The organism is Pseudomonas idahonensis (assembly GCF_037903935.1).
In the GTDB taxonomy this organism is placed as follows: Bacteria; Pseudomonadota; Gammaproteobacteria; order Pseudomonadales; family Pseudomonadaceae; genus Aquipseudomonas; species Aquipseudomonas danubii.
On sequence record NZ_CP149586.1, the window covers coordinates 3,185,015 to 3,211,657 of the forward strand.

A 26,643-nucleotide genomic window follows, 5' to 3' on the forward strand; every position below is an offset into this window, starting at 1 on the left:
GATGATTGCACGCTGGACCACCGCAGTACTCGACACCGACCTTCCTGGCGGCTGGGCCGTGGCCCGCGGCCCGGAAGGTTTTCTCCATGACGACAACGGCGCGCTGTTCCCGCGGCACTGGCTCAAGGGCCAGGACCTGCCGCTGCTGGCGGAACACGGCATCGGCCACCTCGATGGCGAGCCGGTGTACCTGCTGGAACTCAGTGGCCGCGCCGAGGTGCCGGGCTGTCGCTGGAAAAGCCTGCGAGCCTTCATGCTGGAGGGCGATCACACCCTGTACAAGGTCCTGGGCTACGCCGCACAGATCGGCACCTGGGCCCGGGAGCATCGCTTTTGCGGCAGTTGCGGCCGAGCCACGCGGCAAGTGCCGGGGGAGCGGGCAATGTATTGCGAGCCCTGCGATCTGCGGGCCTATCCGCGCATTTCACCGAGCATGATCGTGCTGATCACCCGGGGCGACGAGATTCTTCTGGCCCGTTCTCCGCGTTTCGTTACGGGTGTCTACAGCACCCTGGCCGGCTTTGCCGAGCCCGGTGAGTCAGCTGAGGATTGCCTGATCCGCGAGGTGCGGGAGGAGGTGAGCATCGAGGTCAGGAACATCCAGTACGTGGGCAGTCAGTGCTGGCCGTTCCCGCATTCGATGATGCTGGGCTTCCATGCCGAATACGCCGCTGGCGAGATCATCCCCCAGGAAGACGAGATCGAGGATGCCCAGTGGTTCAACGTGCACGCGCTGCCGCCGTTGCCGGCCTCGCGCTCGATTGCCCGCTACCTGATCGACCTCTATGTGGCGCGCCGTCTAGGCCACGCTGAACCAGTGCTGCCAGGCTAGGCGTACGGTCAACCCCAGGACCACGGTGATGAACACCGGGCGAATGAACTTGGCACCACCGCTGATGGCGGTGCGTGCGCCGAAGAACGCCCCGACCATCACCGACAGGCCCATGCACAGGCCGATGATCCAGTCCACCTGCCCGGAGAACACGAACACCGACAGCGCCGCGATGTTGCTGACGAAGTTCATGCTGCGGGCCACGCCGCTGGCCTTGACCAGGTCGATGGGGTAGAGCAGCAGGCTGCTCACGGTCCAGAACGCCCCGGTGCCGGGCCCGGCCACGCCGTCATAGAAGCCCAGGCTGAAGCCCTGGCTCGATTGCCACTTCTTCTTGATCGGTGCGTCGCTGTCCAGCGGCGCCTTGGGGGTGCCGCCGAACAGCAGGTACAGGCCACAGGCGAAGACGATCACCGGCAGCATCTTGTTCAGCCACTCGGCCGGCAGGTAATGGGCGACGATGGCCCCGGTCAGCGCCCCCACCAGGGTGCCGACAATGGCGTGGGTCCATTGGCGGGGGTGGAACAGCTTGCGGCGATAGAAGGTGAAGCTGGCGGTGGCGGAACCGAAGGTCGAACTGAGCTTGTTGGTACCCAGGACCAAGTGCGGCGGCAGCCCGGCCGTCAGCAGGGCCGGCGTGGTGAGCAGCCCGCCGCCGCCAGCGATGGCGTCGATGAAACCGGCGATGAATGCTACGAGGGCGAGAATGGCGAGGGTGGTCAGGTCTACGCTGAGTTCGAAGGGCATGGATTCGGCTTATTGTTCGGCGGGAAGCGCAAAGGGGGCTGCGCGAAAGATCGCCATCTTACCTGCAACCCCGCCCGCTGCGCGACCGCCTCGACCTTGGTCTGATTCCCCTATCCCAGGCGCCGGCTTACCGGCGAGTGAGCCCCTGAGTCTTGCGCACGATCAGAGGGTGCCTTCGCTGGCAAGCCAGCTCCTACGGACGGTGCAGGGAAGGGTCAGCGTTGCGGGCCGTTGCCGATCTGCCAGACAAAGGGCGGTTCGCTGCCGTTGATACGCCAGTCACCGACAATCCGTGCCTTGTAGATCACCGGGTTATGGGACGACACGGTCCGCGCATTGCGCCAATGCCGATCCAGGGCCTTGCCCTGGCGAATGTCCGAAGCTCCCAGGGCATTGAACAGTTCGCTGGTGGCGCGCTGGATCAGTTCGCTCACCACCACCTGGGCCGTGGCCGATTCGATTTCCGCGGCCACATTGGCTTCACGTTCCTTCACCTGATCCCCGGCAAAGCGCGCCAGGTACGCTCGTTGCGCCGGCGCTGCTGCCCGGACTGTCGCCGCCTCGGCGGCATACACCAGGGCTGCAATCTCGCCCACCACCTGCTGCACCTGGGCGTCTGCGCTGACCTGCGGTGCGTTGCCATGGCTGTAGATGCGTTTGCGCAACCGCACTTCGTGAGCCACATCGCGCAGTGCAGCGCGGCCGATCCCGGACAGGGTCGCCAGCAGCACCAGTTGATAGAAGGCGGTCTGGTATTTGAAGCGGGTGGCGAAGTCGATGAGGTTCTCGGCCTCCACTTCGGCGTCGGTAAAGCGCGAGGTGCCACTGCCGGTGGTGCGCTGGCCGAAACCGTCCCAGTCATCGCTCTGCTGGATGCCGCTCTGGCGAGTCCTTACGGCGGCAATCACATCGCCGCCGGTATCGCTGCGCTGGGCGTAGACATCGATCCAGTCGGAGAAAATGCTGCCGGTGCTGTAGAACTTCTCGCCATTGAGGCGCCATTTTTCGCCGTCCGGCGTCACCTTGGTGATCACTTGGCCAATCTCCACCGCGCCGATTTCAGTCCAGGCGCAGCCGACGATATCGCCCTCGACAAAACGCTTGAACCACAGGTCCCGGGCCGGGCCAGGGGGCGCATTGAGGCGATCCTCGGCAAAGGCGAAGTGCCCGCGCAGGGCCTGGGGCACATTGGCATCGGCCTCGGCCAGCTCGATCAGCAGTTGAAACAGCTGGGGCAGGGAGGCGCCGCCACCACCGTATTCCACCGGCACCCGCAGCGCGCCGAAGCCGGCCTCCTTGAGCCATTGGATAGGTTCATAAGGCAAAGTGCGGCTGTGCTCGCGCTCCACGGCACCGGCGGCGATCTTCTGGAAGATTGGCCGGAAGCGCTCGGCCAGGGCTTCGTAGTCGACGCCTAAGGACAGCGGATTGATTACCTGATGTTCGGTCATGGTGTGGCTCCTGGGGCAGGCAGTAAAAAACAGTAGGTGTCGAAGCTGATTGCACACAGCATGCCGGAATCCCCAGTGCCGGTTTGCCTGGGCGCGGGCGGGGACGAGCCTCCGGCAACTGTTGTCCGGGCAACAGTTGATCAACAAATCGGTTGATTGCAGGTTTTTTTGGATGGCCTGTCGCAGCTGTTGCAAGTGGCGCTTGCGGGGGCAACGAAGTCGCCCCTGCAACCCTGGCAAGCCGCTGCGGGCCTGGTCCTGCGCCGCGGGCCTGTGCCTTGCCCGGGCTCCGGAACAAGGCTTGCGCTGGCGCTGTCGGGCGCTGGCACGCTTGCTGCTCTGGTCCTTGCACCTTAATCAGTCCCGAGGACCGAACCATGAGTCAGCAAGCCGTCAAATTTGCGTATTGGGTGCCTAACGTCAGTGGCGGGCTGGTGGTGAGCAAGATCGAACAGCGCACCCACTGGGGCATCGACTACAACCGCAAGCTGGCGCAGATCGCCGAAGCGGCGGGCTTTGAATATGCCCTGACGCAGATCCGCTTCACCGCCGGTTACGGCGCCGAATACCAGCATGAGTCGGTGGCCTTCAGCCATGCGCTGTTGGCGGCAACCGACAAGCTCAAAGTGATCGCGGCGATCCTGCCCGGGCCCTGGCAACCGGCCCTGGCGGCCAAGCAACTGGCGACCATCGATCAACTGACCAACGGCCGCATCGCGGTAAACATTGTCAGCGGCTGGTTCAAGGGCGAGTTCCAGGCCATCGGCGAGCATTGGCTCGAACACGATGAGCGTTATCGCCGTTCCGAGGAGTTCATCCGTTCCCTGCGCGGGATCTGGAGCCAGGACCACTTCACCTTCAAGGGGGACTTCTATCGCTTCGACAATTACAGCCTCAAACCCAAGCCCCTGGGGCAACCGGAAATCTTCCAGGGCGGCAGTTCGCGGGCGGCCCGGGACATGGCCGCGAGGGTGTCGGACTGGTACTTCACCAATGGCAACAGCGTGGAGGGCATCAAGGCCCAGGTTGACGATATTCGTGCCAAGGCCGCCGCCAACCAGCATTCGGTGAAAGTCGGGGTGAATGCCTTTGTGATCGCCCGGGACACCGAGGAAGAAGCCCGGGCGGTGCTGGCGGAGATTATCGACAAGGCCGATCCGGAGGCGGTGAATGCCTTTGGCGATGCAGCCAAGCAAGCCGGCAAGGCCTCACCGGAGGGGGAGGGCAACTGGGCCAAGTCCAGCTTCGAGGACCTGGTGCAATACAACGACGGCTTCAAGACCAACCTGATCGGCACCCCGCAGCAGATTGCCCAACGGATTGTCGCCTTGAAGGCGGTGGGGGTGGATCTGGTCCTGGCGGGCTTCCTGCATTTTCAGGAGGAGGTTGAGTATTTCGGCCAGCGCGTACTGCCGTTGGTGCGGGAGCTGGAAGCCCAGGCCCTGCTCAAGGAGCAAGAAGCCGCAGCTTGAATGGCGTGTTGCTTGCCGGCGAAGAGGCCCGCAAGCCTTGCATCGCCCTCGAAGACGCCTTCGCTGGCAAGCCAGCTCCTACGGGAAGGTGTTGTGCGAGGTTGCTTGTAGGAGCCGGCTTGCCGGCGAAAGGGCCCCTGGGTCTTGTGCAAGGCTTGAGGACGCTTTCGCTGGCAAGCCGCCTCCTACGGGGGCGGGTGGGTTACAGGCCCAGGTCGCTGAGGCCTGGATGGTCATCCGGGCGCCGGCCCAGGGGCCAGTGGAATTTGCGCTCGGTTGCCTTGATCGGCATGTCGTTGACGCAGGCAAAACGCCGGGCCATCAGCCCTTGTTCGTCGAACTCCCAGTTCTCGTTGCCGTAGGAACGGAACCAGTTGCCCGAGTCGTCATGCCATTCATAGGCGTAGCGCACGGCGATGCGGTTGTCGGTAAAGGCCCAGAGTTCCTTGATCAGGCGGTAATCCAGTTCCTTGGCCCATTTGCGGGCGAGGAAGGCCTTGGCCTCTTCGCGGTTGTGGGCAAACTCAGCGCGGTTGCGCCATTGGGTGTCCAGGGTATACGCCAGGGATACCCGTTCCGGGTCCCGGGAGTTCCAGCCATCTTCGGCCAGACGGATCTTTTCAATCGCCGACTCGCGAGTGAAAGGTGGAAGGGGCGGGCGCGGGCGCACTTGAGCGTTAGACGACATGACTTGTCTCCAATAAAAGTTGCTGTTCAAACAAAGCAGTTGCTCTTGTTTAAAACAATCAGAGGTCCAATAACTTTCGCGCCATGCATTGCGCATTATCAGCAGCACTGTGATCGCCCATGACAAGGGCAACGGTAATGGCGCCATCGATCAGGATCAGCAGTTGCGCTGCCAGTTCCTTTGGATGTTGCACGCCATGTTCCTGGCAAAGCTCGGTCACGTAATCGAGCAGTTTCTGTTTATGTTGTTTGGCCACCTGGCGCACCGGGTCCTGGGGATCGCCGGTCTCGCCGCTGGTGTTGATAAAGGCGCAGCCGCGGAAACCTTCGGACCCGAACCAGTCCCTGAGTACGCTGAACAGCGCCAGCAGCCGCTGTGCAGAGCCTTCGGCCTTGCCCACTTCAGTCCTGTACCAGTGCATCCAGCGCTGGTCGCGACGTTCCAGGGCGGCCACCACCAGTTCGTCCTTGTTGCTGAAATAGCGATAGACGCTCTTTCTCGAGACCCCGGCGGTCTTCACCAACAGATCCATGCCAGTGGCGGCAATGCCGCTCTTGTAGATCAGCTTCTCGGTGACGTCGAGGATGATGTCGCGTGTTTCAGAGGGAGTGATTTCGTTCATGGCGCAAAGAGTAGAACGATCGTTCTCCTTGGTCAATCCTGTTATTCAAACTTTTATATTCAGCGGTCTTTCTCCCAGGTGCTGGCTTGCCGGCCAAGGTAATTTCCAGGGCAGTGCAAGACTCAAGATGCTTTGCGCCAGCAAGCCGGTTACTTCAGAACGGGCTGACAGGGGACTCAGCCTGTTCCATGGTGTAAGCTCTTGCGCTCTTTGGATTTGAGCCACTGCGAGCCCTATGCCGTCGCTTTTCAAACGTTCCTTGCTGCCCAAACTGCGTAGCTTCCCCCTGGCTGCCGAAGCCTTCACCACTCTGACTGGCGCTGCGCAATTTCGTCGCACTCTGCTGGAGCAAATTGCCCAGGCCCGGCGGCGCATCTATATCGTCGCGCTGTACCTGCAGCAGGATGAGGCCGGTCAGGAAATCCTCGATGCCCTGCATGCCGCCAAGGCCGCGCGCCCGGAACTCGAGGTGCTTGTGGTGGTGGACTGGCTGCGGGCCCAGCGCGGCCTGATCGGCGCCGGCAAGCAGCCGGGCAACTCGGCCTGGTATCAGGAAATGACCCGTACCCATGCCACCGAAGTGCCGATCTACGGCGTGCCGGTGCAGACCCGGGAGCTGTTCGGGGTCCTGCACCTCAAGGGCTTCGTGATCGACGATTGCGTGCTCTACAGCGGCGCCAGCCTGAACAACGTGTACCTGCACAAGTTCGACAAGTACCGCTTCGACCGTTACCACCTGCTGCACAACCGCGCCCTGGCCGACTCCATGCACCATCTGGTGCAGCACGGCCTGGTGGCGTCGCGGGCGGTACATCGCCTGGACCTGCCGAACCTGCCGACCACCCGCAGTCTGCGTAACGACATCGGTGACCTGCGCAGTCGCCTCAAGCACGCCACCTACGACACCACCGCTGGTGGCCTGGACAAGAGCGGGCTGTCGGTCAGTCCGTTGCTCGGCGTCGGCAAGGGCAACCCGCTGAACCGGATCATCTGCGAACTGATCGCCGGGGCCCGCCAGCAACTGACCATCTGCACCCCGTATTTCAACCTGCCCTTGGTGGTGACCCGGGAAATCAATCGGGCCCTGGAGCGCGGGGTAAAGATCGACATCATTGTCGGCGACAAGACCGCCAACGACTTCTATATCCCGCCCAGCGAGCCGTTCAAGGTCATCGCGGCCCTGCCTTACCTGTACGAGATCAGCCTGCGACGCTTTGCCAAGCGCCACCAGAAAGTCATCGACAGCGGCCTGCTCAACCTGCACCTGTGGCGTGACGGCGACAACACCTACCACCTCAAGGGCCTGTGGGTGGATGAGCGCTACACCTTGCTCACCGGCAACAACCTCAATCCCCGGGCCTTCCGCCTGGACCTGGAGAACGCCCTGTTGCTGGACGATCCCAAGGGCGAGTTGCTGGAGGCGCGTCGTGCCGAACAGGCCGAGATCTACCGCCATACCCGGCGCATCGAGCACTTCCAGTACCTGGACAGCCTGGTGGACTACCCCGAGGCGGTGGGCAAGTTCCTGCGTCGGGTCAGCCGGGTGCGCATCGAACGCCTGCTCTACCGCATGCTGTAGCCTGTAGCCGCTGCCGAGCCTGCGAGGCTGCGCAAAGGTCCGCAGGACCTTCAGCGCCCCGAAGAACGACGCCTCCTGCAGAGCCTTTCGCAGCCTGCGGCAGCGGCTACAAAAGCTCTGCGATAACACCTGTAGCCGCTGCCGAGCCTGCGAGGCTGCGCAAAGGTCCGCAGGACCTTCAGCGCTCCGAAGAACGACGCCTCCTGCGGAGCCGTTCGCAGCCTGCGGCAGCGGCTACAGGGATCGGGGGGTTGGCCAGATGGCGATCAGTACCAGCAACACCGCCGCCAGCAGGTAGGGCAGGCGCGGTTCGATGGCGTAGATCAGGCTGCCGGCCATGGGGCCGATGACCACGCCCAGGCCCTGGGCCGCGCCGATGCTGCCAGCTGTCGCGCCCTGTTCCGAGGCTTCTACGGCATTGGCTGCCAGGGCCGAGAACGATGGAAACACTCCACCCATGCCTGCCGCCGAGACAAAGAACGCCAGCCACAGGCCCCAGGCGCTGTCCACCAGCATGCTGCCGGCATAGCCCAGCGCCGACAGCAGGGCGCCGTAGCGGATCATCCGCAGCGGCGGCCATTCCAGCTTGCGCACCACCAATTGCGCGCAGATCAGTGCCACGCCGACCATGGCCAGGGCCACCCCGGCCGTCTGGGCGGCATCGGCGGGGCTCATGCGCAGCCGGTCCAGGGCATAGAAGCTGACGGTGATCTGGGCAATCGACACACAGAGCATGGCGACAAAGGCCACCACCATGGGCCGGCGCAGCCGTGGGTCGCCCAGGCGCACCCGCGTCGGGGCATGGGCCAGGTGCAGTTCCTGGCGCGGCAACTGGTAGCGCAGCACCACAAATGCCAGCAGCGGCAGCACCGCCATGGCGTAGAACGGCAGGCTGAGGCTGTAGCGGGCCAGCAAGGCGGCCACCGCAGGCCCCACCACCAAGCCCACGGCGTTGGCGGCGCCCAGGGTGGCCATGGCGCGGGCGCGGTGCTGGGGTTCGACGTTATCGGCGATCAGGGCGAAGCCGCCCACCGGGATCGCCGCATAAAAGGCGCCGATCAGCCCGCGGCCAAGCATCAGGCCGAGAAAGGCCATGGCGACGCTGGGCAGCGACTGCAGCGACAGGTCGATGAACAGGCACAGGGCCCAGTAAGCGAGGGTGAAGCCTGCGGTGCCCAGCAACAGTACCCGACGCCGGCCGAAGCGGTCACTGGCCTGGCCCCAGGGGCGTGCCAGGAGCATCCAGATCACCCCGGAAACGGTCACGGCGGCGCCCGCATGCCAGGTTTCCAGATGCAGGGCCCGGGAGATCGGGCCGATCAGCGAGACGAAGGCCATCATCGACATGGTGCAGGCCATGTAGGCGGCCATCAGCGGCAGCAGCGAGAAGGGTTTGGCAGCCAGCGGCGTGGCCGCTGCTGTGGAGCGAGACATAGTGGGTCTTCCATGAAAGCCGTTGGGCCGTGAACGTTATCGGGATAACGGGCAACCGCCCAGCCTTATCTGCGTCGGTGATGGCAGCACCCTTCAGGCGCCGGCTTGTCGGCGAAGCGGGCGACCAGGACGAAGAGGCAATTGGGGCCTGTGTTGTTCTGGGCGTCGCTTTGGCTGGCCAGCCAATTCCTGCACCAGCCAACTCCTGCATGAGCTGGCTCTGGTGAGGGCGGGCTCAGTTCAGGCCCAGTTTGCCGCGCAGGGTGGAGAGGTCTTCGGCCAGGGTGTTGACCGGACCGATCAGGGCCTTGCGGTCGTTTTCCTTGACCTTGTCGTAGGTCATGAAACCGCCGTCCGGGGTTTTGTACTTGGCGAGGATCTTGTTCACCGTGGCGAAGTTCTTGTCCACCTTGGCGACAAAGGCCGGGTCCTGTTTCGCGATCTGCCCACGGAACAGGTCGACGATTTTCTTAGCGCCGTCGATGTTGCCCTGGAAGTCGTAGAGGTCGGTGTGGCTGTAGCGGTCTTCTTCTCCGGAGACCTTGGTCGCGGCCACTTCCTCCAGCAGCGCGGCGGCACCCCCCACGACCTTTTCCGGTGGGAAGGTCAGGCCGGCGACGCGGGTCTGCAGGTCCTTGACGTCCTTGTTCAGGCCGTCGGCCAGCTCGCCCAGGCCTTCGGTGCTGTTTTCCGAGAACAGCGAATATTCCAGGCGGTGGAAGCCGGTGAAGTCTTCGGCCTTGACGCCTTGCTCGTGGTCGTCGACCCGGGAGTCGATGGCGGCGTCCAGGTCGCTGAAGAGTTCGGCGATGGGTTCGATCGACTCGTAGTAGACCCGGGTCGGTGCGTAGAGCTTCCTGGCGCTGGCCAGGTCGCCCTGTTTCACCGCGTCGGTGAACTCTTGAGTGTGGCTGGCCAGTTCATCGAGCTGCTCGGTGACGTAGATCTTGTAGTCGGAGATCGGCCCCACCAGCTCCAGGGGCGCAGCGGCGGCGAACGCCGACAGCGGAGCGTGGAGCAAGCCAAGGGTCAGCAACACAGCGAGGGGCGACTTTTTCATGGGACTTTTCCGTGGGGGTTGAAGTGTCATGGGGTTCAGGCGGTGGTGTTCGGTCGGGTGGCTTCGAGCAACGAGCGACCGATGAAATCGCCGGCGCCGGTGACCCCCGGCAAGCTGAAGAAGTAGCCGCCACCGGTAGGCTTGAGGTACTCCTCCAGAGGCTCGCCGTTGAGGCGGGTCTGGACCGCGATAAAGCCTTTTTCCAGGTCCGCCTGGTAGCAGATGAACAGCAGGCCCATGTCCAGTTGACCGTTCTTGTTGACCCCATTGGAGTAGTTGAACGGCCGGCGCAGGATCAGGTTCTGCCGGGTCTGTGGGGTGCGCGGGTTGGCCAGGCGGATGTGGGCATCGAGCTTGGTCAGCTTGCCGTGGGGGTCCCGGGCGTAGTCGGGGACCTGGCTTTCTTTCTGGCCATCCATGGGCGCGCCCGTGGTCTTGACCCGGCCGATGATGCTTTCCTGCTCCTGCAGCGGGGTACGGTCCCAGCGCTCGACAAAATTGCGGATGATCCGTACCGCCTGGTAGCTGCCGTGAGCCGCCCAGGCCGGTTCGTCGCTGCCGGGCTGGACCCAGACGATCTGCTGCATGGCTTGCTGGTCGTTGGAGTCAGGGTTGGCCGAGCCGTCGCGAAAGCCCAGGAAGTTGCGCGCGCTCTGCGCTGGCTCCCCGGGCTTGGCCGGCGCCTGGGGCGGCACGCTGCCTTCCTGCTTCCAGCGCACCAGCAAGAGGTCGGGGAGGTTTTTCACGATGTCGCGCAGGGCGTGGATATTGGTGTCGGCGGTGTTGGAGCAGAACTGCAGGCTCAGGTCGCCATGGCAGCAGGTCGGCTCCAGGGCATCGTTGGGAAAACCCACCATGCGGATCAGGCGCTTGGGTTTGGCGGCGGCCAGGCCAAAACGTTCGTCGAACAACGATTCGCCCACCGACACGGTGATGGTCAGGTTGTCCGGGGTCACTACCGGGCCGAGGATGCCGGAATCCAGGGGCGGCAGTTTCGGGTCGACCTGGGCCACCGGCCCCCCGCTCATGAGAAAGGCGATGCGTTCGTCGAGGGTACGGAACAGTCGCTCCAGGTCATCGCGGTCGCTGGCCAGCACATCGAAGGACACCAGCATGCCCGAGGTCGGGCGCGGGGTGACGATGCCGCTCTGGTGCTGGCCGTGGTAGTCGTGGCGGTCCTGGGTCTTGTCGCTTCTGGGGGCCTGGGTGACCTGGGCTGCGGCACCGGCGGCCATGGCCGGGCCACTCAGGCTGCTGCCGGCCAGGGCCACTCCGGCGGCGCCCATGCCCAGCAGCACGCGCCGGCGCTGGGCGGAAAAGCACGGGTTGGATGGATCGGAATCGTTCATTGAAAACTCGTCTGGTTACAGGCCGGAGAGGCCGAGTGCGGGATCGATGGCGTCGAGAGCGTCGGCCAGGGCCTTGGCCTTGTCGGCGATCTCTTTGCGTTGTGCGGCGCTGACCTTGTCGTAGTCCAGGTAGCCGGCGCCGTCGCGCAGGCTGGCGAGCCGGGTGTCCAGTGCATTGGTGGCGTTGTCGATCTGGGGCAACAACCGGGTAGCGGACTTGGCCAGCAAGGGGCGCAGCAGGTCGATGACCTTGCGGGTGGTTGCCAGGTTGGCGGCAAAGCCGTTGAGGTCGCTGTGGCTGTAGCGTTCTTCCTCGCCGCTGCTGGCCCGCAGGTCGGCAAGACTGCGCAGGTTGCGTGCGACGATGCTCACCAGTTGTTCGGGCGCCAGGGTTTGGGCCAGCAGTTGCTCCTTGAGGCGCGAGACGTCGCTGGACAGCTGCTTCGCGACCGGAGCCAGGCCGGCCAGGTCGCGTTTCTGGAACAGGCCGTATTCCAGGCGGTGGAAGCCACTGAAGCCCGGGTCCTGTTCCCGCTGTTCGAAATAGTCGGCGCGGGCGTTGATGGCGTTGTCCAGCTCGGCCAGGCGCTGGGCGGCCGGGGCCAGTTGCTGGTAGGCGGCGCGGGCCGGTAGGTACAGGGCTTGTGCCTGCTTCAGGTCACCGGCATCGATGGCCTGTTGCAGAGCGTTCACCGCCTTGATCAGGGCACCGCCTTGGGTGCTCAGGTAAACCCGGAATTCCGCCAGTGGGCCGATAAAGGCCACCATCGAAGGCCGGGCCTTGGCCTGGGCCTCGGACTGCGCGGTCGGGGTCACGTGCAGGGTGCCGCGCGGATTACTCAGCAACCCGCACGTGATGGCGTAATCACCCGGTTGCAGGGTGGCGTTGATCACCTGGCTCAGGCCCGGAGCGATGTTCTCCCGCTCCTCGACCACCAGCACGCCATCGAGGATTTCCCATTCCACGGCGCGGTCCGAGCGGTTGACGATGCGAAAGCTGGCGTGGCCTGCCGGCACCGTCAGCGCGTTGGGCTCACAGCTGTGGGGATGGAGGGTCACGGTGATTTCGCCCTGGTGGGCCTGGCGCTTGCTGGCGGCCCGTTGTGAGGCGTAATAGAACAGCCCGCCGGCGGCGATCATGACGATCACCGAGCCGGCAACCGCCCAGCGCAAGGCGCGGGGCGGCGAGGCCTGGGGAGAGGCTTGCTGGGTCATTGAGGGAGCCTTACTGACTGGAAACGGAAGATGCTGAGCCGGGCGCCTTGGCCGGGGCGCCACCGGGCAGGAAGAACAGCACCAGGGTCACGCCCAGGTACAGCACATAGGCGCCTAAGGTGCTGAGGGTGGGGGCGTCCTGGTAGCCGAACATGCCGGCCAGCACCGAGCCCAAAGGGCCATCCATGGGCAGGCTGGCGCTGACATCGAAGAGCACGCTCTGCAGGTGGTTCCAGACCCCGGCTTCATGCAGGGCCTGCACCGAGTTGGCGAGGATGCCGGCGGCCACCACCAGGATGAACAGCCCAGTCCAGCGGAAGAAGGCGGCGAGGTTCAAGCGCATGCTGCCGGTATAGATCAGGAAACCGACGATGATCGCCACGATCAGCCCCAGCAGGGCGCCGAGCGGCGCGCCCGGGCCTTCGCTCTGCTGGAACACCGCCAGCAGGAAGAACACGGTTTCCAGGCCTTCCCGGGCGACGGCGAAGAACACCATGGCGATCAGCGCCGTGACCTGATGCCGGGAGCCGGCCAGGGCCTGGTCCAGGGAGGCTTGCAGGGAGTGCTTGATGGAGCGCGCCACCTTGCGCATCCAGAACACCATGGAACTGAGAATGCCTACGGCCACCAGGCCTACGATGCCCTCGAAGAGTTCCTGCTGCTTTTGCGGGAATTCGGCGCTCATCAGCTCCAGGCCGCCGCCCACCAGCAGGGCCAGGGCCGCGGCGAGAAACACTCCGATCCACACCGCGGGCATCCACTGGCCACGGCCGGTCTGCTTCAGGTAACTGGCGATGATGCCAACGATAAGCGCGGCTTCAATCCCTTCGCGCAGCATGATCAGAAATGGAACAAGCATTCAGCACCGGCGGGGCAATGGGTAGGGAGCTAACTTGTAACATAATGATACTCATTGCCAAATGAAGATCATTGACATCTGCTGAACCTAGGCTGAACGAGATTTATTTACCAGTGTTCGCGCTCTGCAGGAGCCGGCTTGCCGGCGAAGGGGCCCCTGAGCCTTGTGCAGGACGTTGGAGCGCCTTCGCTGGCAAGCCAACTGCTACGGGGCGGGGCGATCAGCCCAGGTTCTGCTCGGTCAGGCGTTGCACCGCCAGGCGGCGGTAATGGGAAGGGGTCATGCCCTTGAGTTGCTGGAAGCGGCGATTGAAGTTGGAGATGTTGTTGAATCCCGACTCGAAGCACACGTCGGTCACCGGTTTGTCGCCATCGGCCAGCAGTTCGCAGGATTTGCTGATCCGCAGGCGATTGACGAACTCGATGAAGCAGCGCCCCGTGGCCTGTTTGAACACCCGGGAGAAGTAGGTGGGCTTCATCCCCAGGTACTGGGCCACTTCCTCCAGGGGCAGTTCTCGGGCGTAGTGGGCAAAGATGTAGTCCACGGCACGGTTGGTGCGGTCGACACTGTGTTCATCCGCCAGTTGCACGCGGGTGGCGCCGGACAGCAGTTGATAGTCGTCGCAGGCCGCCAGCAGTTCCATGAGGATGAAAAAGTGGCCGAGGCGGGTGATGCCGCTGGAATCGGCAATGCGCTGCATCAGGGGCAGGGCCTGGGCGATGGTGTGCTTGCAGCGGAACTCGATACCGTATTGCGCCCGCTCCAGCAGTGGGCTGAGGTTCTTCAGTTCGGTGAACACCTGGCTGCCGCTGTCGAACAGTTCGTCGGTGAAGTTCACCAGCATGTCGCGCTTGGCCACGACCTCGTCCTCGGCCACCTGGCTGATCCAGTTGTGGGGCAGGTTGGGGCCGGTCAGGAACAGCGTCTGCGGATAGAAGTTGCCAATGTAGTCGCCGATGAACACCTTGCCGGAGCTGGCGACGATCAGGTGCAGTTCGTATTCCTTGTGGAAGTGCCAGCGCACCAGGGGGCAGGGGAAACCGTGCTGGCGATAGATGATCGACAGGCCGTTATGGTCGTCCATCAACTCGTAGGAGGGGTCGCTGATCTTGCCGGTTCGACTCATGGCGCGGGACTGTTCTTGTTGTTGGCCGCGCTGATAATGCCTTGTGCCCCGCCCGCGCACCAGTAGGAGCTGGCTTGCCAGCGAAGAGGTCCTTGAGGGCGATGCAGGGCTTGCGGGCCTCTTCGCCGGCAAGCCGACTCCTACAGGGAGTTTGCGTGTCTCGCCCGTAGGAGCAGGGGGTCATGGGGCAGGGCGGTTCTTGGCTTCGATCCATTGCGCCATGTATTGGGTGCTCTTGTGATGGTGGTGTCGCAGCATGGCGCCGGTGAAGTTGTCCCGGCGCAACTGCTCCAGGTGCTGGCGGCAGTCTTGCAGGCGCTGGATCAGCGCCGGGCCGTGGACTTGCTGGCGGTAGCGCGCCTCAAGCAACCGCCGGCCATCGGTCTGGGCCTGTTCCCACAACTGTTGGTCCTGGTACAGGCGCACGGCCGCGGTCGCCAGGGCGCTGGCCGATTCGGCCACCGCGCCCGGCCAGGGCAGGCCATCCTGGGACATGGATTCGCTGCCCACCGGCGTGGTGACGCTGGGCGTGCCGCAGAGCATGGCGTCCAGCAGCTTGCCCTTGATCCCGGCGCCAAAACGCAGGGGCGCCAGGCAGATCCGCGCGGCGCTCATCACCTGCAGCGCGTCTTGCGCCCAGTTCATGATGTGAAAGCCCTGGGCCGGGTTGTGCAGGGCTGCCGCCTTGGGCGGGGTGTAGGCGCCGTACAGGTGCAGTTGCGCGCCAGGCAGTTGCTGGCGGATCAGTGGCCACACGCGGTTTTTCATCCAGAGCACGGCGTCCCAGTTCGGCGCGTGGCGGAAATTGCCGATGCTGAGGAAGTGCGCCCGCTGTTCGAAGGGCGGGAAGTCCTGCGGCAGTTGTTCCAGCATCAAGGGGCACCAGTGCAGCAGCGCCGGAGGCAGGCGGAACTGCTGCACCAGCAGCTCGATCTCCACCTCGGAGATCATCAGGCTCAGGTCGCAGCGGTAGATGGCGGCGATCTCGCGCTTGGCCAGGTCGGTGTCGGCCATGTGCTGGAACTCTTGCGCCGCGGCCTGGGTGAACAGGGCGCTGAAGTCATCGTCGTCGGCGCAGGCCTTGAGCTGATCCTTGAGGCGCTGATGCCGGGCATGGCGCAGGCATTGCAAATCCGAGGTTTCCAGGACCCGCAGGGCATTCGGGCAGTGTTGCTCGACCCGCCAGCCGAACTGTTCCTCCATCATGAACTGGTCGAACAGCACGATGTCCGGGGCCAGTTCGGCGACAAAGCGGTCAAAACTGCTGTTGTTGAGCTCGATCGGGCATTCGCGGATACCCAGGGCCGCCAGGTCCTCCTTGTGTTCGCCCTCTTTGGCCGGGCTGCTGAAGGTCAGCTCCCAGCCCTGGTCGAGGAAACTCTGGAGGATCTGCATCATGTGCCCGCCGGCGGCGGAGGAGCGGGGTTCGGGCCAGACGTAACCAATGATCAGGACTTTGGTTGCGGCGGTGGGACTCATGAGGGGCGATTCCTGGCAGGCAAGGGCAAAAAAAGGCCGCCATTAAACCACAGCGCGCCAGCGGCGGATCAGGCCGCCGCCGGGCTCAACCGAGGATGCTGCGCACCTTGTCCCGCAACTGATCGATGGAGAAGGGCTTGCCGATCACCGACATGCCGGCAGGCACGTCGATGGACTCGGCATAGCCGCTGGCAAACAGCACCGGCAGGTGCGGACGCAGTTGCCGGGCGCGTTCGGCCAGTTCACGGCCGTTCATGCCGGGCAGGCCGACGTCGGTCATCAGCAGGTCGATGGTCTGTTGCGGGTTTTCCAGCAGGCTCAGCGCGGCGTCACTGCCATCAGCCTCCAGGACGCTGAATTCGAGCTCTTCGAGAACATCGACAATCAGCATGCGCACGATGGCATCGTCTTCGACGACTAGGATGGTGGAGACGCTGGCGGGCATAGGGACTCTCTCAAGAAATGGGTGGTACGGGTCGCTGCGACAGGCGGCCCTGTGCATCAGTAAGTGGCGACTGGCCACAAGTTCCCGAAGCTGTACAGAAAAAGGCTGTTGTACAAGCGCCGGCAAGAATAACCGCTTCCCTTGTCCCAGGGCAGGTCCAATCGCAGTTGTGAACCCATGGGTTATAAAAAATAGCTGCGATGGCCGAATGTGGGGCAAACTTCGTTTTTTTTCCTGCGCCAAGGTCCATCAAATGATCCGTCCGTCATCGGTTGATGAACAGAGTTTTCGCAAGCTGCTGACCCGCAACATCAGCCTGCCCCTCGGTGTAGGCGTGCTCAGCGCGGTTTTTTTCGTGTCCCTGATCACCTACCTGCTCTCGGTCATCCAGTGGGTGCAGCACACTGACCGGGTGATCAACAATCTCAATGAGGCGGCGCGCCTGACCATCGACCTGGAAACCGGCATGCGCGGTTTCCTGATCACCGGCGATGAGCATTTCCTCGACCCTTATGAAGTGGCCAAGCCACGCATCCTCAGCGAGCTCAATGGGCTGCGTGATCTGGTCGCCGACAACCCGCAGCAGGTCGACCGCCTCAAGCGCCTGGAAGCCCTGCAGCTGGAGTGGAACAACTTCTCCCTGAGCATGATCGAGCTGCGTCGGCAGAACGGCGACTACCGTGGCGCGGTGCAGGCCGGGCGGGGCAAGCGCCTGACCGACGAGATCCGCAAGGAATACGAGGATGCGGTGGGCATGGAGCAGCAGTTGCGCCTGGAGCGTAATGAGAGCGTCAGCCGCACCACCATTTTCAGCGTGATCCTGTACCTGTTGTTCGTGGTGGGCATCAGCGGCTTGCTGGCCTATGTCGGGCGTCGGGATCTGCTGGCGCTGTCCAAAAGCTACAGCGACAACCTCGAGGCCCAGGAAAACAGCGCCCGGCGCCTGGAACAGCAGGCCTGGCTGCGCAACGGCCAGACCGAACTGGCCGAACAGATGCTCGGCCAACTGAGCCTGAACCTGCTGGGGCGCAATATCCTCCAGTTCTGCGCCCAATACCTGGGGACACCGGTGGCGGCGCTGTATGTCCGTGAAGATCACGGCGGCCTCAAGCGTGTGGCTTCTTATGGATTTTCCCGTGAGCTGGAGCAGCAAGAGCAGTCGCTGTATGGCGATGAGGGCCTGGTGGGCCAGGCCGCGCAGCACAAGCGCCTGATCCGCCTGGACGATGTGCCGGTGGATTACTTCAAGGTCAGCTCCGGCCTGGGCGAGGGCGCGCCGCGCAGCGTGCTGGTGGTGCCGACCCGTGATGACGACCGGGTCAATGGCGTGATCGAGCTGGGCTTCCTGCGGGCGCTGAGCGATCGCGATGTGGAGTTGCTGGAGCTGATTGCCGGCAATATCGGCACCTCCATCGAAGCTGCGCGCTACCGCCAGCGCCTTCAGGAAGTGCTGGCCGAAACCCAGCAGCTCAACGAAGAGTTGCAGGTGCAGCAGGAAGAATTGAAGACCGCCAACGAGGAGTTGGAGGAGCAGTCGCGGATTCTCAAGGAGTCCCAGGTGCACCTGGAAACGCAGCAGGTGGAACTGGAACAGACCAACGAACAGCTGGCCGAGCAGGCGCAGATCCTGGCCGAGCAGCGCGACGCCATGGACCGCAAGAACAGCGAGCTGAACGAGGCGCAGACCCAGCTTGAAGAGCGCGCCGAAGAACTGCAGCGCTCCAGCAAGTACAAGTCCGAATTCCTCGCCAACATGTCCCACGAACTGCGCACACCGCTCAACAGTTCGTTGATCCTGGCCAAGTTGCTGGCGGAAAACCCCCAGGAGAACCTCACTGCCGAGCAGGTCAAGTTCGCCGAGTCGATCTATTCCGCCGGCAACGACCTGCTGAACCTGATCAATGACATCCTGGATATCTCCAAGGTCGAGGCGGGCAAGCTCGAAGTGCGTCCGGAAAATGCCAGCGTGCCGCGCCTGGTGGACGGCCTGCGCAGCCTGTTCCAGCCGTTGACCGCGGACAAGGGCCTGGCCTTCAAGGTGGAGCTGCAACCGGGGGCGCCACAGAGGCTGTTCACGGATCGCCAGCGGGTCGAACAGATACTCAAGAACCTGCTGTCCAACGCGGTCAAGTTCACCGAAAGGGGCCAGGTCAGCCTGAGCGTTGGTGCTCAGCCGGGGGGCGGTATCGCCTTTGTCGTGCAGGATTCGGGGATCGGCATCGCCCAGGACCAGCAGGAAAGCATTTTCGAAGCCTTCCGCCAGGCCGACGGCACCACCAACCGGCGTTATGGCGGCACTGGCCTGGGGCTGTCGATCTCCCGGGATCTGGCGACCTTGCTGGGTGGCTCCATCAGCGTCAGCAGTGAGCCGGGGCAGGGCAGCATTTTCACGCTGGTGCTGCCAGAGCAGTACAGCGAGGCGGCCGAGCCGGTGCTGGCGCCAGCACCTGCAATGATGCCGGTGGCGGCGCCTGTTGCACCCAGTGCGCCGTTGCCGGTGGCTGAAGTGCCTGGCAGTGAGATCCCGCGCTTTGCCGATGACCGGGACAAGGCCCCATTCAGCAGCCGCTGCATCCTGGTGGTGGAAGATGAGCCGAATTTTGCGCATATCCTCTTCGATCTGGCCCACGAACTGGGTTACCACTGCCTGGTGGCCCATGGCGCCGACGAGGGCTACAGCCTGGCCGAGCAGTACATCCCGGACGCCATCCTGCTGGACATGCGCCTGCCCGACCATTCCGGCCTGACCGTGCTCCAACGCCTCAAGGAACATGCCCAGACCCGGCACATCCCGGTGCACGTGATCTCGGTGGAAGACCGGGTGGAAGCGGCCATGCACATGGGCGCCGTGGGCTACGCGGTGAAACCCACCACCCGCGAGGAGCTCAAGGACGTCTTCGCCCGTCTGGAAGCCAAGCTGACGCAGAAGGTCAAGCGCGTGCTGCTGGTGGAGGACGACGACCTGCAACGCGACAGCATTGCCCGGCTGATCGGCGACGACGATATCGAGATCACCGCCGTGGGCCTGGCCCAGGATGCCCTGGACCTGCTGCGCGAGAATGTCTACGACTGCATGGTCATCGACCTCAAGCTGCCGGACATGCTCGGCAACGATCTGCTCAAGCGCATGTCCACCGAGGACATCTGCTCCTTCCCGCCGGTGATCGTCTATACCGGGCGCAACCTGACCCGGGATGAAGAGACCGAGCTGCGCAAGTATTCCCGTTCGATCATCATCAAGGGCGCCCGCTCGCCGGAGCGCCTGCTGGATGAAGTGACGTTGTTTCTGCACAAAGTCGAATCCCAGTTGTCCCATGAGCGGCAGAAGATGCTCAAGACCGCCCGCAGCCGCGACAAGGTCTTCGAGGGGCGCAAGATCCTCCTGGTGGATGATGACGTGCGCAACATCTTTGCCTTGACCAGCGCCCTGGAACACAAGGGCGCGGTGGTGGTGATCGGCCGTAACGGCCATGAGGCCATCGCCAGGCTCAATGAAGTCGAGGATATCGACCTGGTGCTGATGGACGTGATGATGCCGGAGATGGACGGTTTCGAAGCCACGGCGCAGATCCGCAAGGACCCGCGCTGGCGCAAGCTGCCCATCATCGCCGTGACCGCCAAGGCCATGAAGGATGACCAGGAGCGCTGCCTGCAGGCCGGCTCCAACGACTACCTGGCCAAGCCCATTGACCTTGACCGGCTGTTTTCCCTTATCCGCGTATGGCTGCCGAAGATGGAAAGAATTTAGTGGAGCGTAATACCGAGATCGAACTGCGTTTGCTGATCGAAGCTATTTATCTCAAATACAGCTACGACTTCCGCGACTACTCCGGTGCTTCGATCAAGCGCCGGGTCAACCACGCTTTGCGTCAGTTCGAGTGCAAGACCATTTCCGCGCTGCAGGAGCGGGTGCTGCACGACCCGACGGCGTTCATGCAATTGCTGCAGTTCCTGACCATTCCGGTGAGCGAGATGTTTCGCGACCCGTCGCACTTCCTGGCGATCCGCCAGGAGGTGGTGCCGCTGCTCAAGACCTACCCGTCGATCAAGATCTGGATCGCCGGCTGCAGCACCGGGGAAGAGGTCTATTCCATGGCCATCCTGCTGCGCGAAGAAGGGCTGCTGGAACGCACCATCATCTATGCCACGGACATCAATCCCAGCTCCCTGGAGAAGGCCAAGCAAGGCATCTTTTCCCTGGAGAACGTGCGGGCCTACACCCACAACTACCAGCAGGCCGGCGGCCAGCGTTCCTTTGCCGACTACTACACCGCAGCCTACGACTACGCGATCTTCGACAAGAGCCTGCGGGAAAACGTGACCTTCGCCGACCACAGCCTGGCGACCGACAGCGTATTTTCTGAAACTCAATTGATTTCATGTCGTAACGTATTGATTTACTTCAATAAAAAATTGCAGGATCGGGCCTTCGGACTGTTCCATGAGTCGCTCTGCCATCGGGGTTTCCTGGTGCTGGGCAGCAAGGAGACCCTGGACTTTTCTGCCTACGGCAAGCACTTCGAACCCTTGGTCAAACAAGAACGGATCTACCGCAAGACATGAACCAGCAGACTGCCGGACACAACCTCTGGCCACGGGTCGAGGCCATTGTGGTGGGCGCATCCGCCGGTGGCGTGGAGGCGTTGTTGAATCTGTTCAGTGACTTCCCCCAGGACTTTCGCCTGCCGGTGATCGTGGTCCTGCATCTGCCGGACGAGCGTCGCAGCCAGTTGGCGGACATCTTCGACCGGCGCCTGGCGCTGTCGGTGAAGGAGGCTGAGGACAAGGAGCAGATCGTCCCCGGCACCTTGTACTTCGCTGCCCCCGGTTATCACTTGTCGGTGGAGCAGGATCGCAGCCTGTCCCTGAGCCAGGAGGAGCGGCTGCACCATTCCCGTCCTGCCATCGACTACCTGTTCGAATCCGCGGCTGATGCCTACGGCAATAGCCTGGCCGCCGTGCTGCTGACCGGGGCCAACCAGGACGGCGCCTGGGGGTTGGCGCAGATCAAGCGCCAGGGCGGCCTGACCATTGTCCAGGACCCCCGCGAAGCCCAGGTCGCGACCATGCCGGAAGCGGCCCTGGCCCTGCAGCAACCGGATTACATTCTCCCTTTGCGCGGCATCAGCCGTCTGCTTGCCGAGCTGGAACGAACCTCATGTTAAGTACTATTCAAGCCAAGCTGCTGATCGTCGACGATCTGCCGGAGAACCTGCTGGCCCTGGAAGCGCTGATCAAGCGCGAGGACCGCCTGGTGTACAAGGCGCTGTCGGCCGACGAGGCCTTGTCGCTGCTGCTCCAGCATGAGTTCGCCATGGCCATCCTCGATGTGCAGATGCCGGGCATGAATGGCTTCGAGCTGGCCGAGTTGATGCGCGGCACCGAGAAGACCAAGCACATCCCCATCGTTTTCGTCAGTGCTGCCGGACGCGAGCTCAACTACGCCTTCAAGGGCTACGAGAGCGGGGCGGTGGACTTCCTGCACAAGCCCCTGGACATCCACGCGGTGAAGAGCAAGGTCAATGTGTTCGTCGACCTGTACCGCCAGAGCAAGGCCATGAAGCAGCAGGTCGAGGCCCTGGAGCAGAGCCGGCGTGAGCAGGAGGCGTTGCTCAACAAGCTTCAGGCCACCCAGAACGAGCTGGAGCAGGCGGTGCGCATGCGCGATGACTTCATGTCCATCGTCGCCCATGAAGTGCGCACGCCCCTCAATGGCCTGATCCTGGAAACCCAGCTGCGCAAGATGCACCTGGCCCGGGAGAACGCTGCCGCCTTCAGCCTGGACAAGATGCACGCCATGGTGGATCGCGACGAGCGCCAGATCAAAAGCCTGATCCGCCTGATCGAAGACATGCTGGACATCTCGCGGATTCGCACTGGCAAGCTGTCGATCCGCCCGTCCCGGTTTGACCTGGCGCAGCTGGTACGCGGGTTGGTGGAGAACTTCGCGCCCCAGGTGGAAGCTGCGCAATCGTCCCTGAGCCTGGAAGCCGAGCAGCCGTTGCAAGGCCACTGGGACGAATTCCGCATCGAACAGGTGATTTCCAATCTGCTGACCAATGCCTTGCGCTACGGGGCCAAGAGCCCCATCCAAGTCCGGGTCTATGCCCAGGACGGCGAGGCCCGGGTCGAGGTGCGCGATCATGGGATTGGCATCAGCGAAGAGAACCAGAAGCGAATTTTCCAGCAGTTCGAGCGGGTCAGCGCCAGCCACGTGGCGGCGGGCCTTGGGCTTGGGCTGTTTATTTCCGAGCAGATCGTCACTGCCCATGGCGGCACCATCAGTGTTGAAAGCCGGATTGGCGAGGGCGCGCTGTTTCGCGTGAGCCTGCCCTTGTCGACGACCGACGAATGACTAAAAGCGTAATGCTCACGCAACCTCTGCGTGACCCAATGGTCGTAACAGCAGCAATTGATCGAGCAAAGGTTTTCCATGAGTGAAGATGCACAAGACGTCGTACTGATCGTCGAAGATGAACCCGTCATCCTGATGCTGCTGGCCGACTATCTGTCGGGCCTGGGCTACCGGGTACTCCAGGCGGAAAATGGCGAGCAGGCGTTCGAGATCCTGGCCAGCAAGCCGCACCTGGATGTGATGATCACCGACTACCGGCTGCCCGGCGGCATTACCGGGGTGATGATCGCTGAGCCGGCAGTGAAGCTGCGCCCGGACCTCAAGGTGATTTTCATCAGCGGCTATCCCAACGAAATCCTCGAGTGCGGCAGCCCTATCACCCGCAAGGCACCGATCCTGGCCAAGCCCTTCGACCTCAACAGCCTGCAGGAGCAGATCCAGCAACTGCTGGCTTGAGCCGGTCCTCAGTCGCGGATCATCTCCTGCACCTTGGCGGTCAGCAGGTCGAAGGTGAAGGGCTTGGTGATCAGCTGCATGCCGGGGTCGAGGAAGCCGCCCCGGGCGGCGGCGTGCTCGGCGTAGCCGGTGATGAACAGGACTTTCAGTTGCGGGCGGATCTGCCGCCCGATCTCCGCCAGTTGCCGGCCGTTCATGCCCGGCAAGCCCACATCGCTGATCAATAGGTCGATGCGTTGCCCCGAATCGAGGATCGGCATGGCGCTGCGGGCGTCGCCGGCTTCGACAAAGGCGTAGCCCAGCTCGCCGAGTACCGCGCTGACCAGCAACCGGACCGCCGGATCATCCTCGACGATCAGCACTGTCTCGCCGTTCTGTGCGGTGCCCGACTGTTGCTCCAGCGGCTGTTCATCCAGCTCCGCACTGCCCCGATAGCGCGGCAGGTACAGGCTGACCTCGGTGCCCCGGCCCAGGGTGCTGTTGAGGGACACGTGGCCGTGGGACTGCTTGCTGAAGCCATAGATCATCGACAGCCCGAGCCCGGTGCCCTGGCCGATGGGCTTGGTGGTGAAGAAGGGGTCGAATACCCGATGGATGATGGCGTCGGGCATGCCGCAGCCGTTGTCGCTGACTCGCAGCAGCACGTAGTCGCCGGGTTCGAGGTTGTCGTGGGCCTGGGTGAAGTCCGGGCCCAGGTGCTGATTGAGGGTTTCCACCAGCAGCCGGCCGCCATTGGGCATGGCATCCCGGGCGTTGAGGACCAGATTGAGCAGGGCGCTTTCCAGCTGGTTGGGGTCGGCCTCGGCGACCCACAGTTGCGCGCACAGCTGCATGTCCAGCTGGATGCTTTCGCTGAGGCTGCGTTGCAGCAGTTCGCCCATGGACGTCACCAGGGCATTCATTTCCACGGGCTTGGAGTCCAGCGACTGGCGCCGGGAGAAGGCCAGCAGGCGATGGGTCAGGCCGGCGGCGCGATTGGCCGAGGTGACCCCCAGGTCGATCAGTCGGTCCAGGTCTTCGGTGCGGCCCCGGGCCAGGCGCCGGCGCAGCAGCTCCAGGCTGCCGATGATGCCGGTGAGCATGTTGTTGAAGTCATGGGCGATGCCGCCAGTGAGCTGGCCCACGGCTTCCATCTTTTGCGACTGGCGCAAGGCTTCCTCGTTGTGCCGCAGTTGCGCCGTGCGCTCCTGCACCTGCTGTTCCAGGGTTTCCAGGGTGCATTGCAGGCGCAGTTCGCTCTGGCTCAGGTCGATCAGCCGGTCCCGGGCTTCGTATTGGCGACGGCGTCCGCGCAGGGCGGCGCTGACCAGGCTGATCAGGGTGGCTGGATGGAAGGGCCGTTCGAGGAAGCTGACGTTGCCCAGGGGCACGCTGAAGCCTGAGGCCGGGTTCTGCTCCGGACCGCCGTGCTGGGTCAGCAGCACGATGGGCAGGTCGGACCAGGCCGGTTGTTGTTGCAGATGGCGCAGCAGGGGGGCCAGGTCGACCCCGCGCAAAGCCTCGGCGGCGATGATCACCAGCCCGGCGCCGTGCTCCAGCTCTGCGCACAGGGCCGGCAGGTCCGGGCAGATCAGGCTGCGAAATCCCGCCTCGTTGAGCATCATCTGCGCCAGCTGGCTGTCACGGCCGTGGGGCGTGAGCACCAGGGCGCGTTCGGAAAATGCCAGGTCCTGGGTCATCGCCCCTCGTCCCGAAGCAGCGGTTTGCTTTCGCCCAGGTAGGTGGGCACGCCGCGCAGTACGCCCTGGAAGGCTTCCAGGGGTTCGCCGATGGTCAGCCCGCGAGCGCCGATGCGGTATTCACGGATGGTGGACTCGTGGCTGCCGGTGCGTTTCTTGATGATGGAGATGGCCCGACGCACCTTGCCCAGGGCCTCGAAGTAGCGCAGCAGAACCACGGTGTCCGCCAGGTAGGTGATGTCCACCGGGGCCTGCATGTCGCCCACCAGGCCATGCTGGGCCACGGTCATGAAGGTCGCGGCGCCCTGGCGATTGAGGTACAGCAGCAGTTCGTGCATGTGCAGCACCAGGGCGTTTTCCTCGGGCATGGCCGCCTGGTAGCCGTTGATGCTGTCGATCACCACGGTCTTGATCCGTTGCTGGTCGACACAGCGCCGGACCCGGTAGGACAGTTCCCCCGGGGACAGTTCTGCGGCGTCCACTTGCTCGATCACCAGATTGCCGGTGGCTTGCAGGGCCTCCAGGTCGATGCCCATGTTGCGCATGCGTTCCAACAGCAACCCCAGCTCTTCGTCGAAGATGAACAGCGCGGCTTTCTCGCCCCGGGCCACGGCGGCCGCGGCGAAGATCATCGAAATAAGCGATTTGCCGGTACCGGCGGGGCCGAGGATCAGGGTGCTGGAACCGCTTTCGATGCCGCCTCCCAGGAGCGCGTCCATTTCCGCAATGCCGCTTGTCAGGGTCAGGCGCTCGTTGCGGCCTCGGTGTTCGGCAGCCACCAGCCTTGGGAAGACATGGACCCCGTCGCCCATGATGGTGAAATCATGGAAGCCGCCGCGGTACTTCTGGCCACGGTATTTCACCACCCGGACGCGCCGGCGCTCGGCGCCGTAGCTGGGGGTCAGCTCTTCCAGGCGGATCACCCCGTGGGCCACGCTGTGCACGGTCTTGTCCAGGGATTCGGTGGTCAGGTCGTCCAGTAGCAGTACGGTGGCGTCATAGCGCACGAAGTAGTGCTTGATCGCCAGGATCTGTCGCCGGTAGCGCAGGGAACTCTGGGCCAGCAGGCGGATTTCCGAGAGGCTGTCGAGCACCACCCGCGTTGGCTTGACCCGTTCCACCACGTCGAAGATCTGCCGGGTGGCTTCCCCCAGCTCCAGGTCCGAGGAATACAGCAGGCTTTGCTGGTGCTCGGCATTGAGCAGGCTCTCCGGTGGGGTCAGCTCGAAGATGTGGATGTTGTGGTCCAGCTGCCAGCCGTGGGACTGGGCGCCCTGGCGCAGTTCGCGCTCGGTTTCCGAGAGGGTGATGTACAGGCAGCGCTCACCGGCCAGGGCGCCGGCACGCAGAAAATGCAAGGCCACGGTGGTCTTGCCGGTGCCGGGTTCGCCTTCCAGCAGGAAGACATGGCTGCGTGATAATCCTCCAGAGAGAATATCGTCCAGGCCTTCGACGCCAGTGGCGGCTTTTTCGCTGAGCAACGCAGATGAGGTCGACAAACAATGCCCTCGCACATATGGGTCCAGGTGATCGGCGATGGCGACGAACGCCTTGATATCGCTGATAAATCACTTGACCGTCTGCCGTTGCCACGGTTCAACCTTTTGTTGTGTAGCCGCTGCCGCAGGCTGCGAACGGCTTGGGCGGTATTCCGACGTAGCAGGCGCGGGGATCTTGAGGGCGGCAAAGGTTCGGCTGGGGATCGCCAGGCAAGGCCCTGCGGGCCTTTTCGCAGCCTCGCAGGCTCGGCAGCGGCTACAGGTTTTGTGCTGGCTCTTGTAGCCGCTGCCGCAGG

General features: G+C 63.6%; 22 protein-coding genes. 8 read left to right on the plus strand and 14 right to left on the minus strand.

All coding sequences use genetic code 11. The features are described from left to right. Window position 1 precedes the first annotated feature (1 nt). Entirely contained in the window at window positions 2-832 is an 831-nt protein-coding gene (nudC, locus tag WIN67_RS14545) for an NAD(+) diphosphatase (protein WP_102865201.1), read from the plus strand. Here the strand turns inward: nudC and WIN67_RS14550 are convergent. Both WIN67_RS14550 and WIN67_RS14555 read right to left on the minus strand, forming a co-directional pair. Next, complete coding sequence (locus tag WIN67_RS14550; RefSeq protein WP_011061548.1) at window positions 800-1,579, minus strand: TSUP family transporter; 780 nt, start codon at window positions 1,577-1,579, stop codon at window positions 800-802. The two genes, nudC and WIN67_RS14550, sit on opposite strands and share 33 nt — an antisense overlap. 215 nt (window positions 1,580-1,794) lie before the next feature. Then, complete coding sequence (locus WIN67_RS14555) at window positions 1,795-3,030, minus strand: acyl-CoA dehydrogenase family protein (RefSeq protein ID WP_339071548.1); 1,236 nt, start codon at window positions 3,028-3,030, stop codon at window positions 1,795-1,797. A gap of 377 nt (window positions 3,031-3,407) precedes the next feature. Here WIN67_RS14555 and sfnG point away from each other — a divergent pair, with 377 nt between their 5' ends. Then, a complete protein-coding gene (gene sfnG, locus WIN67_RS14560; protein WP_102865199.1) occupies window positions 3,408-4,502 on the plus strand; it encodes a dimethylsulfone monooxygenase SfnG in 1,095 nt (364 codons plus the stop codon). A gap of 202 nt (window positions 4,503-4,704) precedes the next feature. Here the strand turns inward: sfnG and WIN67_RS14565 are convergent, their stop codons facing one another. Then, a complete protein-coding gene (locus WIN67_RS14565) occupies window positions 4,705-5,190 on the minus strand; it encodes a nuclear transport factor 2 family protein (RefSeq protein WP_339071549.1) in 486 nt (161 codons plus the stop codon). Between the two features lie 58 nt (window positions 5,191-5,248). Next, window positions 5,249-5,812 (minus strand): TetR/AcrR family transcriptional regulator, encoded by a 564-nt coding sequence (locus tag WIN67_RS14570; RefSeq protein WP_102865197.1) that lies wholly within the window; start codon window positions 5,810-5,812, stop codon window positions 5,249-5,251. 235 nt (window positions 5,813-6,047) lie between these two features. On the opposite strand from WIN67_RS14570, the gene pssA reads away from it, so the two are divergent. Further along, a complete protein-coding gene (gene pssA, locus WIN67_RS14575) occupies window positions 6,048-7,391 on the plus strand; it encodes a CDP-diacylglycerol--serine O-phosphatidyltransferase (protein WP_102865196.1) in 1,344 nt (447 codons plus the stop codon). A 234-nt stretch (window positions 7,392-7,625) separates the two neighbouring features. Here pssA and WIN67_RS14580 read toward each other — a convergent pair whose 3' ends face one another. From WIN67_RS14580 to WIN67_RS14615, 8 genes are all read right to left on the minus strand, one after another. Continuing rightward, the gene (locus tag WIN67_RS14580; RefSeq protein WP_102879606.1) at window positions 7,626-8,825 is read right to left on the minus strand and encodes an MFS transporter; all 1,200 of its coding nucleotides are present in this window, start codon (window positions 8,823-8,825) and stop codon (window positions 7,626-7,628) included. A gap of 235 nt (window positions 8,826-9,060) precedes the next feature. Continuing rightward, window positions 9,061-9,885, minus strand: coding sequence for an iron uptake system protein EfeO (efeO, locus tag WIN67_RS14585; RefSeq protein WP_339071551.1), 825 nt, complete (start codon window positions 9,883-9,885; stop codon window positions 9,061-9,063). A gap of 35 nt (window positions 9,886-9,920) precedes the next feature. Further along, window positions 9,921-11,234 carry an iron uptake transporter deferrochelatase/peroxidase subunit gene (gene efeB, locus WIN67_RS14590; protein ID WP_339071552.1) on the minus strand — a complete coding sequence of 438 codons (1,314 nt, stop codon included), beginning with the start codon at window positions 11,232-11,234 and terminating at the stop codon, window positions 9,921-9,923. A gap of 15 nt (window positions 11,235-11,249) precedes the next feature. Next, window positions 11,250-12,449 (minus strand): iron uptake system protein EfeO, encoded by a 1,200-nt coding sequence (gene efeO / locus WIN67_RS14595; protein ID WP_296410834.1) that lies wholly within the window; start codon window positions 12,447-12,449, stop codon window positions 11,250-11,252. A 10-nt stretch (window positions 12,450-12,459) separates the two neighbouring features. Beyond that, window positions 12,460-13,308, minus strand: coding sequence for an iron uptake transporter permease EfeU (gene efeU, locus WIN67_RS14600; RefSeq protein WP_110651566.1), 849 nt, complete (start codon window positions 13,306-13,308; stop codon window positions 12,460-12,462). 220 nt (window positions 13,309-13,528) lie between these two features. Then, window positions 13,529-14,434, minus strand: coding sequence for an AraC family transcriptional regulator (locus WIN67_RS14605; protein ID WP_102865190.1), 906 nt, complete (start codon window positions 14,432-14,434; stop codon window positions 13,529-13,531). 180 nt (window positions 14,435-14,614) lie between these two features. Next, on the minus strand, window positions 14,615-15,913 hold the full coding sequence (locus WIN67_RS14610; RefSeq protein ID WP_339071553.1) for a glycosyltransferase: 1,299 nt from the start codon (window positions 15,911-15,913) through the stop codon (window positions 14,615-14,617). 85 nt (window positions 15,914-15,998) lie between these two features. Then, entirely contained in the window at window positions 15,999-16,358 is a 360-nt protein-coding gene (locus WIN67_RS14615) for a response regulator (protein WP_102865187.1), read from the minus strand. Between the two features lie 253 nt (window positions 16,359-16,611). On the opposite strand from WIN67_RS14615, the gene WIN67_RS14620 reads away from it, so the two are divergent. The 5 genes from WIN67_RS14620 (at window position 16,612) to WIN67_RS14640 (ending at window position 23,169) form a co-directional block, all read left to right on the plus strand. After that, a complete protein-coding gene (locus tag WIN67_RS14620; RefSeq protein WP_339071554.1) occupies window positions 16,612-20,106 on the plus strand; it encodes a response regulator in 3,495 nt (1,164 codons plus the stop codon). Beyond that, the gene (locus WIN67_RS14625; RefSeq protein WP_222933699.1) at window positions 20,079-20,921 is read left to right on the plus strand and encodes a CheR family methyltransferase; all 843 of its coding nucleotides are present in this window, start codon (window positions 20,079-20,081) and stop codon (window positions 20,919-20,921) included. Before WIN67_RS14620 ends, WIN67_RS14625 begins: the two co-directional genes overlap by 28 nt. Next, window positions 20,918-21,523 carry a chemotaxis protein CheB gene (locus WIN67_RS14630; protein ID WP_339071555.1) on the plus strand — a complete coding sequence of 202 codons (606 nt, stop codon included), beginning with the start codon at window positions 20,918-20,920 and terminating at the stop codon, window positions 21,521-21,523. The genes WIN67_RS14625 and WIN67_RS14630 overlap by 4 nt, the downstream gene beginning before the upstream one ends. Continuing rightward, the gene (locus tag WIN67_RS14635) at window positions 21,517-22,713 is read left to right on the plus strand and encodes a hybrid sensor histidine kinase/response regulator (RefSeq protein ID WP_102879596.1); all 1,197 of its coding nucleotides are present in this window, start codon (window positions 21,517-21,519) and stop codon (window positions 22,711-22,713) included. Before WIN67_RS14630 ends, WIN67_RS14635 begins: the two co-directional genes overlap by 7 nt. A 78-nt stretch (window positions 22,714-22,791) precedes the next feature. Continuing rightward, on the plus strand, window positions 22,792-23,169 hold the full coding sequence (locus WIN67_RS14640) for a response regulator (RefSeq protein ID WP_011061530.1): 378 nt from the start codon (window positions 22,792-22,794) through the stop codon (window positions 23,167-23,169). Between the two features lie 8 nt (window positions 23,170-23,177). Here the strand turns inward: WIN67_RS14640 and WIN67_RS14645 are convergent, their stop codons facing one another. Next, window positions 23,178-24,848: a response regulator gene (locus WIN67_RS14645; protein ID WP_339071556.1), complete on the minus strand. Its 1,671-nt coding sequence runs from the start codon at window positions 24,846-24,848 to the stop codon at window positions 23,178-23,180. Further along, complete coding sequence (locus WIN67_RS14650; RefSeq protein WP_102879594.1) at window positions 24,845-26,347, minus strand: ATPase domain-containing protein; 1,503 nt, start codon at window positions 26,345-26,347, stop codon at window positions 24,845-24,847. Before WIN67_RS14650 ends, WIN67_RS14645 begins: the two co-directional genes overlap by 4 nt. Window positions 26,348-26,643: the final 296 nt, after the last annotated feature.